The organism is Cryptosporangium arvum DSM 44712 (assembly GCF_000585375.1).
Taxonomy (GTDB): Bacteria; Actinomycetota; Actinomycetes; order Mycobacteriales; family Cryptosporangiaceae; genus Cryptosporangium; species Cryptosporangium arvum.
Genome location: NZ_KK073874.1, coordinates 6,407,689 through 6,423,594, shown reverse-complemented (window position 1 = coordinate 6,423,594; position 15,906 = coordinate 6,407,689). Strand labels below are relative to the sequence as shown.

16 protein-coding genes are annotated in these 15,906 nt (G+C 71.1%); 10 read left to right on the top strand and 6 right to left on the bottom strand.

The genetic code is table 11. The features are described 5' to 3' along the window. Positions 1-8: 8 nt before the first annotated feature. Complete coding sequence (locus tag CRYAR_RS29465; protein WP_035856592.1) at positions 9-1,661, bottom strand: class I adenylate-forming enzyme family protein; 1,653 nt, start codon at positions 1,659-1,661, stop codon at positions 9-11. Continuing rightward, positions 1,658-2,611, bottom strand: a complete 954-nt coding sequence (locus tag CRYAR_RS29460; protein ID WP_035856591.1) for a cyclase family protein — start codon at positions 2,609-2,611, stop codon at positions 1,658-1,660. The genes CRYAR_RS29465 and CRYAR_RS29460 overlap by 4 nt, the downstream gene beginning before the upstream one ends. A gap of 170 nt (positions 2,612-2,781) precedes the next feature. Here CRYAR_RS29460 and CRYAR_RS29455 point away from each other — a divergent pair, with 170 nt between their 5' ends. Then, positions 2,782-3,729, top strand: a complete 948-nt coding sequence (locus tag CRYAR_RS29455) for a sulfite exporter TauE/SafE family protein (protein WP_035856590.1) — start codon at positions 2,782-2,784, stop codon at positions 3,727-3,729. Here the strand turns inward: CRYAR_RS29455 and CRYAR_RS29450 are convergent. Next, entirely contained in the window at positions 3,687-4,469 is a 783-nt protein-coding gene (locus CRYAR_RS29450) for a class I SAM-dependent DNA methyltransferase (protein WP_051571101.1), read from the bottom strand. The genes CRYAR_RS29455 and CRYAR_RS29450 overlap by 43 nt on opposite strands. Positions 4,470-4,584: 115 nt before the next feature. On the opposite strand from CRYAR_RS29450, the gene CRYAR_RS29445 reads away from it, so the two are divergent. From CRYAR_RS29445 to CRYAR_RS29435, 3 genes are read left to right on the top strand one after another with little or no spacing between them, the layout of a single operon-like run. Further along, positions 4,585-5,568 (top strand): methionine ABC transporter ATP-binding protein, encoded by a 984-nt coding sequence (locus tag CRYAR_RS29445; protein WP_051571100.1) that lies wholly within the window; start codon positions 4,585-4,587, stop codon positions 5,566-5,568. Next, positions 5,565-6,221 carry a methionine ABC transporter permease gene (locus CRYAR_RS29440; protein ID WP_035856588.1) on the top strand — a complete coding sequence of 219 codons (657 nt, stop codon included), beginning with the start codon at positions 5,565-5,567 and terminating at the stop codon, positions 6,219-6,221. Before CRYAR_RS29445 ends, CRYAR_RS29440 begins: the two co-directional genes overlap by 4 nt. Before the next feature lie 8 nt (positions 6,222-6,229). Beyond that, positions 6,230-7,030, top strand: a complete 801-nt coding sequence (locus CRYAR_RS29435) for a MetQ/NlpA family ABC transporter substrate-binding protein (RefSeq protein WP_035856587.1) — start codon at positions 6,230-6,232, stop codon at positions 7,028-7,030. Between the two features lie 57 nt (positions 7,031-7,087). Here CRYAR_RS29435 and CRYAR_RS29430 read toward each other — a convergent pair whose 3' ends face one another. Beyond that, positions 7,088-7,471 carry a winged helix-turn-helix transcriptional regulator gene (locus CRYAR_RS29430; RefSeq protein ID WP_051571099.1) on the bottom strand — a complete coding sequence of 128 codons (384 nt, stop codon included), beginning with the start codon at positions 7,469-7,471 and terminating at the stop codon, positions 7,088-7,090. A 76-nt stretch (positions 7,472-7,547) separates the two neighbouring features. Here CRYAR_RS29430 and CRYAR_RS29425 point away from each other — a divergent pair, with 76 nt between their 5' ends. Continuing rightward, positions 7,548-8,195 carry an NAD(P)-dependent oxidoreductase gene (locus CRYAR_RS29425; RefSeq protein WP_035856586.1) on the top strand — a complete coding sequence of 216 codons (648 nt, stop codon included), beginning with the start codon at positions 7,548-7,550 and terminating at the stop codon, positions 8,193-8,195. 20 nt (positions 8,196-8,215) lie between these two features. Here CRYAR_RS29425 and CRYAR_RS29420 read toward each other — a convergent pair whose 3' ends face one another. Then, positions 8,216-8,914: a GntR family transcriptional regulator gene (locus CRYAR_RS29420; RefSeq protein ID WP_157018160.1), complete on the bottom strand. Its 699-nt coding sequence runs from the start codon at positions 8,912-8,914 to the stop codon at positions 8,216-8,218. 142 nt (positions 8,915-9,056) lie between these two features. Here CRYAR_RS29420 and CRYAR_RS29415 point away from each other — a divergent pair, with 142 nt between their 5' ends. The 5 genes from CRYAR_RS29415 to CRYAR_RS29395 are packed head-to-tail and all read left to right on the top strand — an operon-like array spanning position 9,057 to position 14,575. After that, positions 9,057-10,097: a BMP family ABC transporter substrate-binding protein gene (locus CRYAR_RS29415; protein ID WP_035856584.1), complete on the top strand. Its 1,041-nt coding sequence runs from the start codon at positions 9,057-9,059 to the stop codon at positions 10,095-10,097. After that, positions 10,094-11,602 (top strand): ABC transporter ATP-binding protein, encoded by a 1,509-nt coding sequence (locus tag CRYAR_RS29410; protein ID WP_035856583.1) that lies wholly within the window; start codon positions 10,094-10,096, stop codon positions 11,600-11,602. The genes CRYAR_RS29415 and CRYAR_RS29410 overlap by 4 nt, the downstream gene beginning before the upstream one ends. Beyond that, positions 11,599-12,651 (top strand): ABC transporter permease, encoded by a 1,053-nt coding sequence (locus CRYAR_RS29405; protein ID WP_084701086.1) that lies wholly within the window; start codon positions 11,599-11,601, stop codon positions 12,649-12,651. The genes CRYAR_RS29410 and CRYAR_RS29405 overlap by 4 nt, the downstream gene beginning before the upstream one ends. Continuing rightward, complete coding sequence (locus CRYAR_RS29400; RefSeq protein ID WP_035856582.1) at positions 12,648-13,592, top strand: ABC transporter permease; 945 nt, start codon at positions 12,648-12,650, stop codon at positions 13,590-13,592. Before CRYAR_RS29405 ends, CRYAR_RS29400 begins: the two co-directional genes overlap by 4 nt. Further along, complete coding sequence (locus tag CRYAR_RS29395) at positions 13,589-14,575, top strand: nucleoside hydrolase (protein ID WP_035856581.1); 987 nt, start codon at positions 13,589-13,591, stop codon at positions 14,573-14,575. Before CRYAR_RS29400 ends, CRYAR_RS29395 begins: the two co-directional genes overlap by 4 nt. Here the strand turns inward: CRYAR_RS29395 and CRYAR_RS29390 are convergent. Continuing rightward, positions 14,561-15,859: a M20/M25/M40 family metallo-hydrolase gene (locus CRYAR_RS29390; RefSeq protein WP_035867816.1), complete on the bottom strand. Its 1,299-nt coding sequence runs from the start codon at positions 15,857-15,859 to the stop codon at positions 14,561-14,563. The genes CRYAR_RS29395 and CRYAR_RS29390 overlap by 15 nt on opposite strands. Between the last annotated feature and the right edge of the window lie 47 nt (positions 15,860-15,906).

The window sequence follows — 15,906 nt, the reverse complement described above, 5'->3', positions numbered from 1 at the left end:
TTGTATTCCTATCGGGGAGGTCGGAGTTCGCGCCGGAGGATTTTGCCGGTGGTGGTTTTGGGGAGCTCGTCGACGAACTCCACGATGCGGGGGTATTTGTAGGCCGCCATGGTGGCGCGACAGAACTCCACCAACTCGTCGGGCGTTGCCGAGGCGCCGGGCCGCAGGGACACGAACGCTTTGACGGTCTCGCCGCGGTACTCGTCGGGCACGCCGACGACGGCGGCTTCGCGGACCGCCGGGTGCGTGTAGAGCACGTCCTCGACCTCGCGCGGCCAGACCTTGTACCCGGCCGCGTTGATCATGTCCTTCTTGCGGTCGACCAGGTAGAACCAGCCGTCGGAGTCCATGAAGCCGACGTCGCCGGTGCGCAGCTCGCCGCCGGGGATCGACTCGGCGGTGGCGTCGGGCTTGTTCCAGTACCCCGGCACCACCTGGGGCCCGCGGATCGCGAACTCCCCGACCTCGCCGACCGGGACCTCCGCGCCGTCCTCGCCCAGCACACGCACGTCGGTGTTGAACACCGGAACGCCGATCGAGAGCGCGCCGGACGTGGGGTCGACCGGCGCCCGCGCTCCGTAGGGCACGCCGTGCGACGGCGAGTTCGTCTCGGTGAGCCCGTAGATGTTGTGGATGTTCAGTCCGGTCGCGGCCGCGATCCGGTCTCGTACGGCCGGGGCGATCGGCGCGCCGCCCGAGTACACGATCGTCAGCGACGCGAAGTCGTCGGAGGTGGCGTCGGGCTGGTCGGCGAGGCTGATGAACACGGTGATCGCCGCGACCGTGAACGTCGGCCGGTGCTCGCGGATCGCGTCCAGCACGACGCCGGGGTGGAACCGGTGGGCCAGCACCAGCGGCGCCGGCAGCAGCAGCGCGATGCCGATGTGCCCGACCAGGCCGGTGATGTGGAACAGCGGCGCGACGCCGAGGATCCGGTCGGCCGGCGTCAGCGCCATCCAGTCGCGGTAGGTCTGCGCGTTGAACGCGAGGTTGCGGTGGGTGTTCAGCGCGCCTTTCGGGACGCCCGTGGTGCCGGAGGTGTAGGTCAGGATCGCGACGTCGTCGGGTGCGGGGTCGACCGGCGGCGGCGTGCGCCCGTCGTACTGCTCGAGGAGCGTCTCCAGGTCGCTCGCGTCCTCGATGACCGGCTTGGTGACGTGGGCGAACAGCCGCGGGTCGATGCGCTGCTGCCGGTCGAGCGCCGAGGCGGTGATCACGATGCGGACGTCGGTGGCGCCCGACGCGACGACCGCGCGCCCCACGTCGGCGTACAGCTCGTCCAGGCAGAGCAGCGCGGACGCCCCGGCGTCGGTGAGCAGATACGTCAGCTCGCGGTGCCGGTTCATCGGGTTGATCGCGACCGCGATCCCGCCGGCCTTCCAGGCCGCCACCAGCCCGATCACGAACGCGGGGTCGTTCTGCAGGTAGAGCGCGATCCGGTCGCCGGCGGCGAACCCCCGGTCCAGCAGCGCCGAGGCCAGCGCGTCCGACGCGCGGTCCAGCTCCGCCAGCGTGAGGACGCCGTCGAAGTACCGGATCACCTCGGTGCCCGGGGCCCGGGCCAGCGAGGCGCGGAACAGGTCGAGCATCGTCTCGTGGTCGGGGGTGAGTTCGGCGGGCCGGCCCTCGCCGTAGTGCGCGAGCCAGGGTTTCGCGCTCATTTGATCGCGACGGGATTCACCGGCGATCCGCTCGCCCGCGCGACCTTCAGCGGGGCGGCGACGTAGAGGAAGGTGTACTGCTTGTCCTCCGCGCAGCTGGCCGCGAGCTTCTCCAGGTCGCAGATCTCGGTGAGCGTGACGCCCAGGTCACGCATCAGCGCGCAGTGCAGGGGGAGCGCGACGCCGGACACCGGGTCGATCGTGACCTCGTTCGCGATCGTGTCGGTGACCAGGTTCGGGATCTCCTTGTCCTGGAACCACTGCACGAGCTCGCGCGAGTAGGTCAGGCCGGGCTCGCAGAACCCCTCGTAGAACGCCGGGCCCTGCTCGAAGAAGAGCCGCAGGAAGTTCGTCCGGATGAGGAGGATGTCGTGCGGTTCGATCGTGTGGCCCTGAGCCGACGCGCAGGCCTCGAGGTCCTCGTGGGTGAACGTCTCGGCCTTCTCGAGGTTCTCCTTGCCGCGGAAGCGGGCGAGGTCGAGCAGGACGCCCCGGCCGACGACACCGCGCTCCGCGATCGGCTGGACGCTGGCCTTGTCGAGCCCGCCGACCGTGGTGCGGGCGTCGTACCCGTTCCAGATCTTGCCGCCGTACCAGACGTGACCGAGCGCGTCGTACTGCGTGGAGCCCTGCAGGAACGCGTTGATCTTGTCGTCGGCGTAGTGCAGGCCGCCGGGGAACTGGGGAGCGCTGTCGCTGTCCCAGGTCGATTCGTCGAGCACCTGGGTGCGGACGGCCGGGGTGCGGCCGGGCCACACCGGGTCGCCCTTCGGGTCGCCGATCAGGCGTTGGAGTGTGAACACCGAGCCGGAGCGGATGTGAGCGGCGCCACGGAGAACCTCCGCGGCGGTGAGGTGGTTGAGCGCGCCGACTTCGTCGTCGTCACCCCACCGGCCCCAGTTGGACGGTGTATCGCGGAGTAATTCGGTCATCTCGGGAGCATCAGGCATCGGGCACCCTCCGGTCTCGACAGTGAAACCGTGCTGACCGTCACATGCCGAACGCGACGTGTCAACGAAACGCGTGACCCACACCCTGGGAACCACGCTTGACGATGTCGACTAGGGCACGGAGACTTGCTCGAACCTATGTGCCCGATAGGGATACAACGGAGGCGTCCGTGCGCAAACTGATCCTGCTGGCTCTCGTCGGCCTCGGTGCCCAACTCGTCGACGGCAGCCTGGGAATGGCGTACGGCGTCACGTCGACGACGCTCCTGCTGGCGATCGGCACCAACGCCGCCGCGGCCTCGGCCACCGTGCACCTCGCCGAGGTGGGCACCACGCTGGTCTCCGGGTTCTCGCACTGGCGGTTCGGCAACGTCGACTGGCCGGTGGTGCTGAAGATCGGGGTACCGGGCGCGTTCGGCGCGTTCGCCGGCGCGACGTTCCTCTCCAGCCTCGACACCGCGACCGCCGCGCCGATCATGGCGCTCATCCTGCTGGCGCTCGGGCTCTACGTGCTCGTCCGGTTCACGCTCTTCGGCCTGCGCAAGGACCGGTTGGGGCTACCGCTGCGCAAGCGGTTCCTCGCGCCGCTCGGCGTCTTCGCCGGTTTCATCGACGCCACCGGCGGTGGCGGCTGGGGTCCGGTGGGCACGCCGGCGATCCTGGCCAGCGGCCGGCTGCAGCCCCGCAAGGTCGTCGGCTCGATCGACACCAGCGAGTTCCTGATCTCGGTCGCCGCGAGCATCGGCTTCTTCGTCGGCATCGGCTCGGAGAACATCGACTTCGGCTGGGTGGTCGCGCTGCTCATCGGCGGCGTGATCGCCGCGCCGATCGCCGCCTGGCTGGTGCGCCACGTTCCGCCGCGCGTGCTGGGGTCGCTCGTCGGCGGCATCATCGTGCTGACGAACACCCGCTCGCTGCTCAAGAGCGACTGGATCGACGCACCCGACGGCGTGCGCTACGGCTTCTACGCGGTGATCTACCTGGTCTGGGCGGCGGCGATCGCCTGGTCGTTCAAGCAGTACTTCGCGGACAAGGCCCAGGAATCCGTGGACGCCGTCACCGCGGTCGAGGACGTTCAGCGCCCGGAAGAGGAGTCCAAGGAGTCGGTGCCGGCCTGAGGTTCCGGCGGCTTGCGCCAGACCGAGACGTGCTTCGTGCTCTCGTGGGTGAACGGCGTACGGTGCCAGTCCTCCCAACGGGCCTCGAGGTGGAGGCCGGCGAGCTGGGCCATCAGGTCGAGCTCGGCCGGCCAGGCGTAGCGGAACGGGATCGAGCGGAACTCGCCGGGCTCGACGTAGTTCGAGCTCATCGCCTGCGTCGCGGTGTCGTAGCGGTCGAACGCCCAGCGGTTCTCGCCGTCCAGCCACGGCACCATCGTCTGGCCCGGCGGCAGGCGCCGCAGCTCCGGCACCATCACCTCGATCAGGAACCGCCCCCCGGGCGCCAGGTGCGCGGCGGCGTTGCGGAAACAGGCGACCTGGGCCTCCTGCGTGGTGAGGTTCATGACCGTGTTGAAGACCAGGAAGACGAGGTCGTAGGCGCCGTCCACGCGGGTGGTGGTCATGTCGCCGACCGTGACCCGGACGGCGTCGGCACCGGGTTTGGCGCGTAGCCGCTCGACCATCGCGTTCGAGAGCTCGATGCCGGCCACCTCGACGCCCCGCGCGGCCAGCGGCAGCGCGATCCGCCCGGTGCCGACGGCGAACTCCAGCGCGCGGCCGGGAGCGGCGCCGGGGCGCTGCGCCAGCGAGGCCAGCACGTCGACCGTGGTGCCGACGACGGCGGGGGAGAACTCCGTGCTGTCGGGATCGTCGTAGGTCGCGGCGATGCTTTCGCCGAAATATCCGTCTTGGTCCACGGCGGGGACCGTAACGCCGAGCGTCCGGCACGTCGAGGTGATTTCGGAGCGCCCCCAGCGTATCAATCTTAAACCGATATGACAGGTAGGGTTTTAGTAGTTAAGCTCCGCTCTCGTGATTCGGATCGAAGGCCTACGGAAGACCTACCGGTCGGCGAGGCGGGACGTCATCGCGGTCGACGGTGTGGACCTCACCGTCGCGGAAGGAGAGATCCACGGGGTCATCGGTACCAGCGGCGCGGGCAAGAGCACGTTGCTGCGCTGCGTCAACCTGCTGGAGCGGCCCGACGCCGGCACGATCACGGTCGACGGCACGGAGCTGACGTCGTTGTCCGTCGGCGAGCTCCGCCGGGCCCGGCACGGCATCGGCATGATCCATCAGCACTTCGCGCTGCTCTCGTCACGCACCGCCGCCGGCAACGTGGCGCTCCCGCTGGAGGTCACCGGGGTGGGCCGGGCGGAGCGGGCCGAACGGGTGGCCGAGCTGCTCGACCTGGTCGGGCTCGGCGACCGGGGCGGGGCGTACCCCGCGCAGCTCTCCGGCGGCCAGAAACAGCGCGTCGGGATCGCCCGTGCGCTCGCCGGACGTCCGAAAGTGCTGTTGTCGGACGAGGCGACCTCGGCGTTGGACGCGGACACCACCGGTTCGATCCTCAGCCTGCTGCAGGACCTCAACCGTCGGCTGGGCCTGACGATCCTGCTGATCACCCACGAGATGGGGGTGGTGAAGCAGGCGTGCCACTCGGCCGCGGTGATGCGCAACGGGCGGTTCGTCGAGTCGGGCCCGGTGGCGGAGTTGCTGACGGCGCCCGGCAGCGAGCTCACCCGCGGGCTGTTCCCGCTCGGGCCGGTACCGGACGTGCCCGGGACCACGGTCGTCGACGTCACGGTCAGCGGCACGCACGCCGACGACGCGCTGCTCGCCGGCCTCGTCCGCCGGTTCGACGCCGACGTCCGCATCCTCAGCGGCGCGGTCGAGCAGCTCGCCGCGGTGCGCGCGGGGCGTCTGCGCCTGGCGCTGCCCGGCGACCGGTCCGCGGCCCAGCCCTTGATCGCCTACCTCCGCGATCACGGCGCCCTGGTGGAGGTGGCCGCATGACCTGGTCGGAACTCAGTGAGATCCTCGGCGTCGGGCTGCAGGAGACCGCCTACATGGTCGGCGTCTCCACGGTGCTCACCGCCGTCGGCGGGCTGCTCGTCGGCGTGCTGCTCGTGCTCACCGACCGCGGTGGCCTGCTGACCGCACCGCCGGTGAACGCGGTGCTCGGGCTGGTCGTCAACGTCGGCCGGTCGTTGCCGTTCATCATCCTGCTGGTCGCGGTCATCCCGTTCACCCGCGCGATCGTGGGCACCACGATCGGCACGTCCGCGGCGATCGTGCCGCTGACGATCGGGGCGATCCCGTTCTTCGCCCGCATCGTCGAGTCCGCGATCCGTGACGTGCCGCCCGACGTCGTCGCGGCCGCCGTGGCGATGGGCGCCACCCGTCGCCAGATCGTCGGGAAGGTGCTGCTCCGCGAGGCCCGGCCGGGTCTGGTCGCGGGCCTGACGATCACGGTCGTCGCGCTCGTCGGCTACTCGGCGATGGCCGGCGTCGTCGGCGGCGGTGGCCTCGGTGACCTCGCGATCCGCTACGGCTACCAGCGCTTCGAGACCGAGGTCATGGTCGCCACGGTCGTGGTGCTCGTGGTGTTCGTCCAACTCATCCAGATGCTCGGCGATCTGATCGTTCGCCGTCTCTCCCACCGATAAGGAAACCCATGCGTCGCCTCCTGGTCGCCCTCACGCTCGTCTTCGGGCTCGCCGCCTGCGGCGGTGACTCCGGGACGTCGTCCGACGGCGCGCTCAAGGTCGGGGTCAGCCCCGTTCCGCACGGCGAGATCCTGACGTACATCAAGGACAACCTCGCCGAGAAGGAAGGCCTGGACCTCGAGATCGTCGAGTTCAACGACTACGTCCAGCCCAACGTCGCGCTGCAGGACAAGCAACTCGACGCGAACTACTTCCAGCACAAGCCGTACCTGGCCGAGGAAGTGAAAGCCAAGGGCTACAAGTTCACCGCGCTGACGCCGGTGCACATCGAGCCGCTCGGTCTGTACTCGAAGAAGGTCAAGGACCTCACGGCCGTCCCCGAGGGCGGCGTCGTCGCGATCCCGAACGACCCCTCGAACTCGGGCCGGGCGCTGAACCTGCTCGCCGCCAACGGGTTGCTCACGCTGAAGGACGGCGTCGGCGTCAACGCGACCGAGCGGGACATCGCGTCGAACCCGAAGAAGCTCACGTTCAAGGCGCTGGAAGCCGCGCAGCTGCCGCGGAGCCTGGACGACACCGCGGTCTCGGTGATCAACGGCAACTACGCGATCGAGACGGACCTCAACCCGGCCGAGGACGCCCTCGCGCTGGAGAGCGGCACCGACAACCCCTACGCGAACCTGCTCGTCGTCCGGGCCGGGGACGAGAAGGACGAGCGTGTCGTGAAGCTGGAGAAGCTGTTGCACTCGCCCGAGGTGAAGAAGTTCATCGAGGACAAGTACTCGGGCTCGGTGCTCGCGGCGTTCTGAGGCGTCCGAGGCCCGCCGCCGGCTCCATTTGGGGCGGGCCTCGACGGCCGCGGAGGGTCACTCGGTGCGGTCGTAGGCCGCCTGTGCGGCCGCGATCTCGTCGCGGTGCTCGATCGACCACTGGCGCAGGGCCCGTAGCGGCTCCAGCAGCGTGCGCCCGGCGTCGGTGAGGCCGTACTCGACCCGGACCGGCACCTCCGGGTAGACCGTGCGCCGCACCAGCCCGTCCCGTTCGAGGCTGCGCAGCGTCTGCGTCAGCATCTTCTGCGAGATCCGCTCGATCCGGCGGCGCAGCTCGGAGAAGCGGGCGTCCCCGTCGCCGAGCACACCGACGACGAGGACGGTCCACCGGTCGCCGACGCGATCCAGAATGCGCCGGGTGGGGCAGTCGGCGTGATACGGATCACCCGCGATCACCGCGTCTACCTGGGTGGTTACCACGAAGTGCCTTCTTCCCGCTGGAGACCTGGTCTCTTACGGTAACCATGTCGAACCCCGTGGGGAAGAAGGGCACATCATGTCTCGCATCGTCGTCATCGGCGGCACCGGTTACGCCGGATCGGCAATCGTCGCGGAGGCCGCCGGGCGCGGTCACGAGGTCACCGCGTTCAGCCGCTCCGCGCCTACCGAGCCCGTCCCGGGTGTCACCTACGTCCAGGGTGACGCCACCGACGAGGCCGCGCTGGCCGCCGTCGTCCGAGGCGCCGACGTGGTGGTGGCCGCGCTCGCGCCGCGCGGCCCGCTGGCCGGCACTTTCCGCGCCGTCACCGGCACCGCCGCCCGCCTGGCCGACGCCGAGGGCGCCACGCTGTACGTCGTCGGAGGCTTCTCGTCGCTGCGCCCGGCGCCCGGGGCCCCGCGTTTCGTCGAGGACCTCACCCACGTCCCGGCCGAGCTGCACACCGAGGTGCTGGCCGGTGCCGGCCTGGTCGTCGAGGACCTCCCGGCGACGCCCGAAACGCTCAACTGGGTGTTCGTGAGCCCGGCCCGGATGTTCGGCTCTTTCGCGCCCGGCGAGCGCCGGGGCGCGTACCGGGTCGGCGACGAGGTGTCCGTGGCCCCGTCCGACGGCGGCGCGATCTCCGGTGCGGACTACGCGCTCGGCTTCGTCGACCTCATCGAGAAGGGCGCCCACCACCGCGCCCACGTGAACCTCGCCCACTGAACCCCGCGCGCGGAGCGGGCTCAGCTGCGGACGAGGAGGAACTCGAAACCCTCGTCGAGGAAGTAGATGCGTGAGTGGGAGAGCGGGCGTCCCCCCGGTAGGTACTGCACCTGGTCGAGCAGCAGGTACAAACCGTCGGGATGCCGCCCCGCGCCCCATCCCACCGACGGCTCCAGCACCGCACGCACGCGCGCCACCGCCCGATCGGGCAGCGCGTTCACCTTCGCGTACTGCTCGAACAGCGAGCCGGACAGGTCGGCGTCGCCCGGTAACGCGTCCGCGGCGACCACGGAGTAGTCGAAGGCCACCGTCCGGCCGTCGGAGGTGATCTCGCGTTCGATCTCGTAGACCTCCGACGCGGCGCCGCGCTCGAGCAGCTCGGCCTCGGACGTCGTGACCACGCGCCGGCGGCGCGACCGGTAGGACGCGCCCGGGCGGTGGCCCTGCTGGGCGATGAGATCGTGCAGCGAGCGCAGCTCCTGCAGCCCGGCCCGGATCGACGAGTTGTACCGCGTCACGAACGTGCCTGATCCGTGGCGTGTCGTCACCAGCCCGGCCCGCTGCAGCGCGAGCAGCGACGCCCGCATCGTGTGCCGGCTGACCGCGTACTCGGCGGCGAGTTCCGCCTCGCTCGGCAGCTGGTCCCCGGTGGACCACTCGACCCCGATGCGCTCCCGTAACGACGCCGCGATCACTTCCGGAAGTGCGGTTGGTCGCACCGGACGCCTGGTGATGGTCACACTCCTGCCAAGGATAACCGTACGCGCGTTAGCCTAGCGATCAGTGGAAGTTGTTCAATCACTGATCAACTCCGTATGCTGCCGGGAGCATACCCCACACTGCTGGTAGGAGAACTCAGGAATGCGGTTACGTCGTCACGCCAAGTTATTGGCCCTGACCCTGGGCGCGGCCGTCGTGGCGGTCGCCGCTACCGGGTGCAGCGCCGAGTCCGGCTCGAGCGCCGATGGCGCCAAGAAGTCGATCGTCGTCATCACCCCGAACCCCGTCGGCGTCGACGCGTTCCTGAAGCTCTCCGTCGACGGCTCCAAGGCCGCCGCGAAGACCGCGAACGCCGACGTCAAGGTGTACGAGAGCACCGACCCGACGAGCATCTCGCAGAACCTGCAGGCCGCGATCGACGCGAAGCCGAACCTGATCGTCGCGATCGGCTTCAACTTCGACGACCTCATGAAGACCGCGCCGGTCGACAACCCCGACCAGCAGTTCCTGCAGGTCGACTCGTGCCCGGAGAACCCGGCCAAGAACCTCACCTGCGCCCGGTTCAAGGAGTACGAGGCGGTGTACCTGGCCGGCGTCGAGGCCGGTCTGCTGACCAAGAAGAACGCGCTCGGCGCCGTCGCCGCGCTCGACTCGCCTTTCATCCACCGCTGGACCGACCCGTTCGGTGAGGGCGCGAAGTCGGTGAACCCGAAGTCGACGTTCACCCCGCTCTTCGTCGGTGGCAACAACCCGTTCAGCGACCCGGCGCGGGCGAACGCCCAGGCCGAGACGCTGGCCCAGAAGGGCGTCGACTACGTGATGGCCGCCTCCTCGGGCGGTAACACCGGCGTCTTCCAGGCCGCCAAGGCCGGTGGCTTCTACGCGTTCGGCGTCGACGTCAACGAGTGCGGCAAGGAGCCCGGCGTCGTCGTCGACAACGCGATCAAGCGTGTGGACGTCGCGATCCAGAACGCGGTCAAGGCGATCTTCGACGGCAAGCCCGGCGGCGTCACCGAGTACGGCCTCAAGGAGGACGGCGTCGGCCTGACCGGCCTGGAGGCCGACGTGGCCAGCTCCGGCTGCGTCATCGCCCAGCACCAGGACGTGCTGACCAAGGTCAAGGAAGTCCGCGACCAGATCGTCTCCGGCAAGCTGGTCGTGAAGGACCCGGCCGCGGCATGACCGACGCTCGTGTGCGCCTCGCCGGGATCACCAAGCGGTTCGGCCCGGTCGTCGCGAATGACGACGTCGACCTCGAACTGCGCGCCGGCGAGGTGCACGCGATCGTCGGCGAGAACGGCGCCGGCAAGTCGACGCTGATGTCGGTGCTGTACGGCAGCGTGCGGCCCGACGAAGGGCGGATCGTGGCCCGCGGCGAGGACATCGGCTTCGACTCGCCGAAAGCCGCCATCGCCGCCGGGATCGGCATGGTCCACCAGCATTTCCAGCTGTTCGAGAGCATGTCGGTCACCGACAACGTGATCTACGGCGCGGAACCGGTGAAGCGGGGCTTCCTCGACCGGCCCGGGGCCCGCCGACGCGTCGCCGCGCTGGTCGAGGAGTACGGGTCGACGCTCGACCCCGCCGCGACCGTCGCGTCGCTGCCGATGGGGCTGCGTCAGCAGGTCGAGATCATGAAGGCGCTCTACCGGGGCGCCGACGTGCTGATCCTCGACGAGCCGACCGCGGTGCTCACGCCGGCCGAGACCGCGCTGCTGTTCACGTCGGTCCGGCGGCTGGCGGAGCGGGGCACCGCGGTCGCGCTCGTCACCCACAAGCTCGACGAGGTCATGCAGGTCAGCGACCGGGTCACGGTGTTGCGCCGGGGCGCGGTCGTCGACTCGCTCGCCACCGCGGCGACCACCCCCGCGAAGCTCGCCCACCTGATGACCGGCCGGGACATCGAGGCGGCGACGAACGACGCGCCGCACGAGCCGGGGGAGGCCGTGCTCGAGGTGACCGACCTGCGTGCGGCGCCGGTCCACGTCGACCGGCTGACCGTGCGCGCGGGGGAGATCGTCGGGATCGCCGGCGTCGCCGGCAACGGCCAGAGCGAGCTGGTGCAGGCGGTGGTCGGGCTCCGGTCGGCGTCCGGCACGGTGCGGATCGCCTCGGCCGACGTCAGTCGAGCCGACCTGCGGCGGCGGCGGGCCGCGGGGCTGGCCTACGTCCCCGAGGACCGGGGCGCGGTCGGGTCGGCCCGATCGCTGAGCATCACCGAGAACCTGGCCGTCGGGCACTTCCGGAAGGGGTGGCTGAAACCGGCCCGGCTCCGGGAGTTCGCGGCCGAGCTCATGCGCAGGCACGACGTGCGGGGAGCCGGGCCGGACGCCCCGGTGTCCTCGCTCTCCGGCGGCAACGCGCAGAAGGTCGTGCTCGCGCGGGAGCTGGAGCACCGGGCGCCGCTGCTGGTGGCCGAGAACCCGACCCAGGGCGTCGACATCGGCGCGATCGAGTACATCCACCGGGAGCTGCTGGACTACCGGGCCGCCGGGCACGGCGTGCTGCTGGTCTCCAACGAGCTGAGCGAGCTGATCGCGCTCGCCGACCGCGTGCACGTGATGGTCGACGGCCGCTTCGTGGCCGCGTTCGACCGCGCCGACCTCTCCGAACAACGCCTCGGCGAGGCCATGACCAACGCCACCGACGAGGCTCCGGCGCTGACTCCACCGGGAGAGGACACATGAGCACGCTGACGGCAGTGGGTCGGCGGGCCGTCACCGGGGCCGCGCTGCCGGCGTTGGTCGCCAGCTTCCTGGTCGGGGCGATCGTGCTGCTCAGCGCGGGCACCAACCCGCTCACCGGGTACGAGGCGCTGTTCCGCGGCATCCTGCTCGACACCAACCTGCCCTACCTCGCGGCGGCGTTCGCGCCGATCCTGGGCATGGCCGTGAGCTTCGCGATCCCGCTGCGCATGGGCGAGTTCAACCTCGGAGGCGACGGGCAACTCGTCCTCGGTGGCATCACCGCCGCCGCGGTGGCGATCGCGCTGCCGGACGCGGGCCTGGCCGGCTACGCGCTGGCCGCGCTGGCCGGCGCCGCCGCCGCGGCGGCCTGGGCGTACCTCGCGGTGCCGCTGGCCCGCTTCGGCCGCGTCCCGGTCATCATCTCGACGCTGCTGCTCGGCTTCCCGGCCGTGAGCTTCGCGTCGTACCTGGCGCGCTACCCGCTCACCGACAAGGGCACCGGCATCCCGCAGACCCCGCGCCTGCCCGACGCGATGCACCTGCCGTCGCTGCCCGCGAACGCCTACGTCAACCTCGGCCTGGTCGTGGCGGTGCTGCTGTTCGCCGCGTACTGGATCGTCGACGCGCGCACGGCCACCGGCCTGGACCTGCGCACGCTCGGGGCGAACCTCCGTTTCGGCGAGTACGTCGGCATCAACCTGAACCGCCGCACCAGCGGCGCGCTGGCGGCCAGCGGCGCGATCGCCGGCCTCACCGGCGCGATGATCGTCGCCGGCCCGCCCTACCGGTTCATCGACGGCGCGCTCGTCGCGCCCGGATACACGTTCACCGGCGTCACCGTGGCGCTGATCGCGTCCGGCCGCCCGGCGGGGCTGCTCGCCGGCGCGATGCTGTTCACCGCGCTGCAGGTCGGCGGCACCGGCATGGAACGCGACGTCGGCATCCCCCGGCAGCTGACAGCGATCATCCAGGCGAGCGTCGTCATCACGTTCGTGCTGATCGTCGCGGTGCAGGCCTACCGCGCGAAGACGAAGGCGGGGGCCCGGTGAACGTCTTCACGCTCGGTTTCGTCGCGGCGGTCCTGATCGCGCTCGCGCCGGTGCTGCTCGCCGCGCTCGGCGGCGCCCTCTGCGCCCGGGCCGGCGTCTTCAACATCGGCCTCGAGGGCCAGATGCTGCTCGGCTGCTTCACCGCGGTCGCGGTCAGCGCGAAGACCGGCAGCGCGCTGCTCGGCGTCGCCGCGGCGGTGGGCGCGGGCGTGCTCACCGCGCTGATCCTGGCCGTCGGGTCGATCCGGCTGCGTGCCGATCCGATCGTGCTCGCGATCGGGACGAACCTGCTCGCGGTCGGCCTCACCGGCTTCCTGCTGCGCTCGCTGCTCGGCACCAGCGGCACCTACAGCAGCCCCGACCTGGCCGGCCTCGGACGCCTCGGCGACACCTGGCTGGGTCGCGTCCCGATCCTGGGTGACGTGCTCGCGAGCAGCAGCTGGGTTGTCGTGCTGAGCCTGCTGCTGGTGCCGGCGCTCGGAGTCTTCCTGGCGCGACACCCGGCGGGGCTGCGTCTGCGTGGCATCGGTGAGAACCCGGACGCCGCCCGTAGCCTCGGCGTCAACGTGAACGGATATCAGCAGGCCGCGGTGCTCGTCGCGGGTGGGCTCTGCGGCCTGGCCGGCGCGCAGCTCGCGCTGGGCAACGTGCAGCTGTTCAGCGAGCAGATGACCGCAGGCCGCGGCTGGGTCGCGGTCGTCGCCGTGATGCTCGGCCGCGGACGTCCCGGGCTCGTGCTGGCCGCCAGCCTCGTGTTCGGCGCGGCCGAGGCGTTCGGTTTCCGGCTGCAGGGCCTCGGCCTCCCGCAGCAGGCCACCGACGCCGCGCCGTACGTGATCACGCTGATCGCGCTGATCCTGACGTCGGCCCGCTGGAAGCGCCGGAGCCCCGATCCGCTCCCCGAACCCACCGCAGTCGAAGCCACAGGAGGAACCCGATGACGTCCCGCCGCGCCGTGGTCGTCGACACCGACACCGGTATCGACGACGCGCTCACGCTGGTGTACCTCGCCGCGGTCGGTGGCGTGGACCTGGTCGCGATCACCGCCACCCACGGCAACTGCTCGACCGCGGACTCGGCGGTGAACGTCGGCCACGTGCTGGGGTTGTGCGGCGTCGAGGGGGTCCCGATCCACCTCGGCCGGCCCGGCCCGATCTCCGGCAAGGAACCCCGCTACTCCCACCACGTGCACGGCTACGACGGCCTCGGCGACCTGGGCCTCGAGCGGATCCCGAGCACGCAGGCGGAGGAGTCGGCCGCGGACGCGCTGGTGCGCATCGGGCAGGAGCGGCCCGGCGAGGTCGACCTGCTGGTGCTCGGCGCGATGACGAACCTCGCCGACGCGATCGCGATCGACCCGCAGGTGCTCACCCGGTACCGCTCGATCGTGGTGATGGGCGGCTCGGGGCCGTACCAGCCCGCCGGCACGATCCTCGAGGTCGACGCGAACGTGGACGCCGACCCGCAGGCCGCCGCGGTGGTGTACGCCGCCGAGCGCAGCGAGATCGTGATGGTCGGCGTCAACGTGACGACGCCGGCGATCCTCGACGAGGAGTTCATCGCGGCGCTCGCCGACCGGCCCGGCCCCGTGACGTCGTTCTGTTCCGCGATCCTCGGCTACTACCTGGACTTCTACCAGGAGAAGTGGGGCCGCCGGATCTGCTCGGCGCACGACCCGCTCGCCGCCGGGATCCTGCTGCACCCGGAGTGGGCCACCCGCACCGCCGACGGGCCGGTCAACGTGCGCGACGACGGCTACGCGGTCCGCGCCCGCCTGATGCGTACCGCCGAGCTGGAGCTCCCGGCCTTCCCCCTGGTCGACGCCCCGGCGACGAAGGTCGTACTCGACGTCGACCAGGCCGCGTTCCTCGCCGAGTTCACCGACGTGCTGGCGAACGCGGACGCACGCCTAGGCCTCGGCTAGGAACCGTTCGAGCACGCGGACGCCGAACCGCAGGGCGTCGACGGGCACCCGCTCGTCGACGCCGTGGAACAGCGCGGAGAAATCCAGCTCGGGCGGAAGCCGCAGCGGGGTGAAGCCGAACGTGCGGATGCCGAGCCGCTGGAAGGCCTTCGCGTCGGTGGCGGCGGGCAGCAGGTACGGCAGCAGGCGGGCGCCGGGGTCCTCGGCCGTCACCGCGGCGCCCATCGCGTCGACGATCGGACCGTCGAACGGGGTCTCCCACGCCGGGAGGTGCCGCCAGGTCGCCTCGATGCCCGGCCCCAGCACCTCGACGATCTCGCGTTCGAACGCTTCCCGGCGGCCCGGGAGTACCCGGCAGTCGACCTCGGCGCGAGCCACCGACGGCACCACGTTGGACTTCACGCCGGCCCGCAACATCGTGACGTTCGCGGTGTCCCGGAGCGTGGCCCCGATGAGCCGGGCGAGCGGTCCGAGGCGCGCGACGACCACGTCCGGGTCGTCGGACGTACCGAGCATGGACGCGGCGCCACGCAGGAACGCGCGGACCGGATCGGTGAGCACCACCGGGAACCGGTGCCGGTCGAGCCGGGCCACCGCGTCGGCGAGCCGGGCTACCGGGTTGTCCTCGTGCAGCATCGAGCCGTGCGCGGCGCGGCCGTGGGCGGCCAGGCTGAGCGCGAACGACGTCTTCTCGGCGACCTGCACGAGGTAGGCCCGCCGGCCGCCGAGCGTCACCGAGTAGCCGCCGACCTCGCCGATCGCCTCGGTGACGCCCTCGAAGAGGTCATGGCGGTTCTCGACCAGCCACTGCGAGCCGACCCGGCCGCCGGCCTCCTCGTCGGCGAGGAACGCGAAGACGAGGTCGCGGCGGGGCACCGTGCCGTCGCGGCGGAACTGGCGCGCGACCGCGAGCGCCATCGCGACCATGCCTTTCATGTCGACGGCGCCGCGCCCCCAGAGGTAACCGTCGCGGACCTCGCCGGAGAACGGATGGACCGTCCACTCGGCCGGGTCGGCCGGAACGACGTCGAGATGGCCGTGGATCAGCAGCGCGCCCGCGTCGCGGTCGGCGCCGGGGAGCCGCACGACGACGTTGCCCCGGCCCGGGGCCCCGGACTCGACGTAATCCGGGTCGTAACCGGCGTCGCTCAGCTGCTCGGCGACGAATTCGGCCGCGGCGCGTTCGGTGCCCGGAGCGTCCGGGTCGCCGAGATTCGTGGTGTCGATACGGATCAAGGCACTGGCGAGCGGGACGACCTCGTCCACGGCCCGTGGTCCGGTCATCACGTGAACCTCCGGAACAGCGGCTTGCTTCTGTCGCCGATCACTGC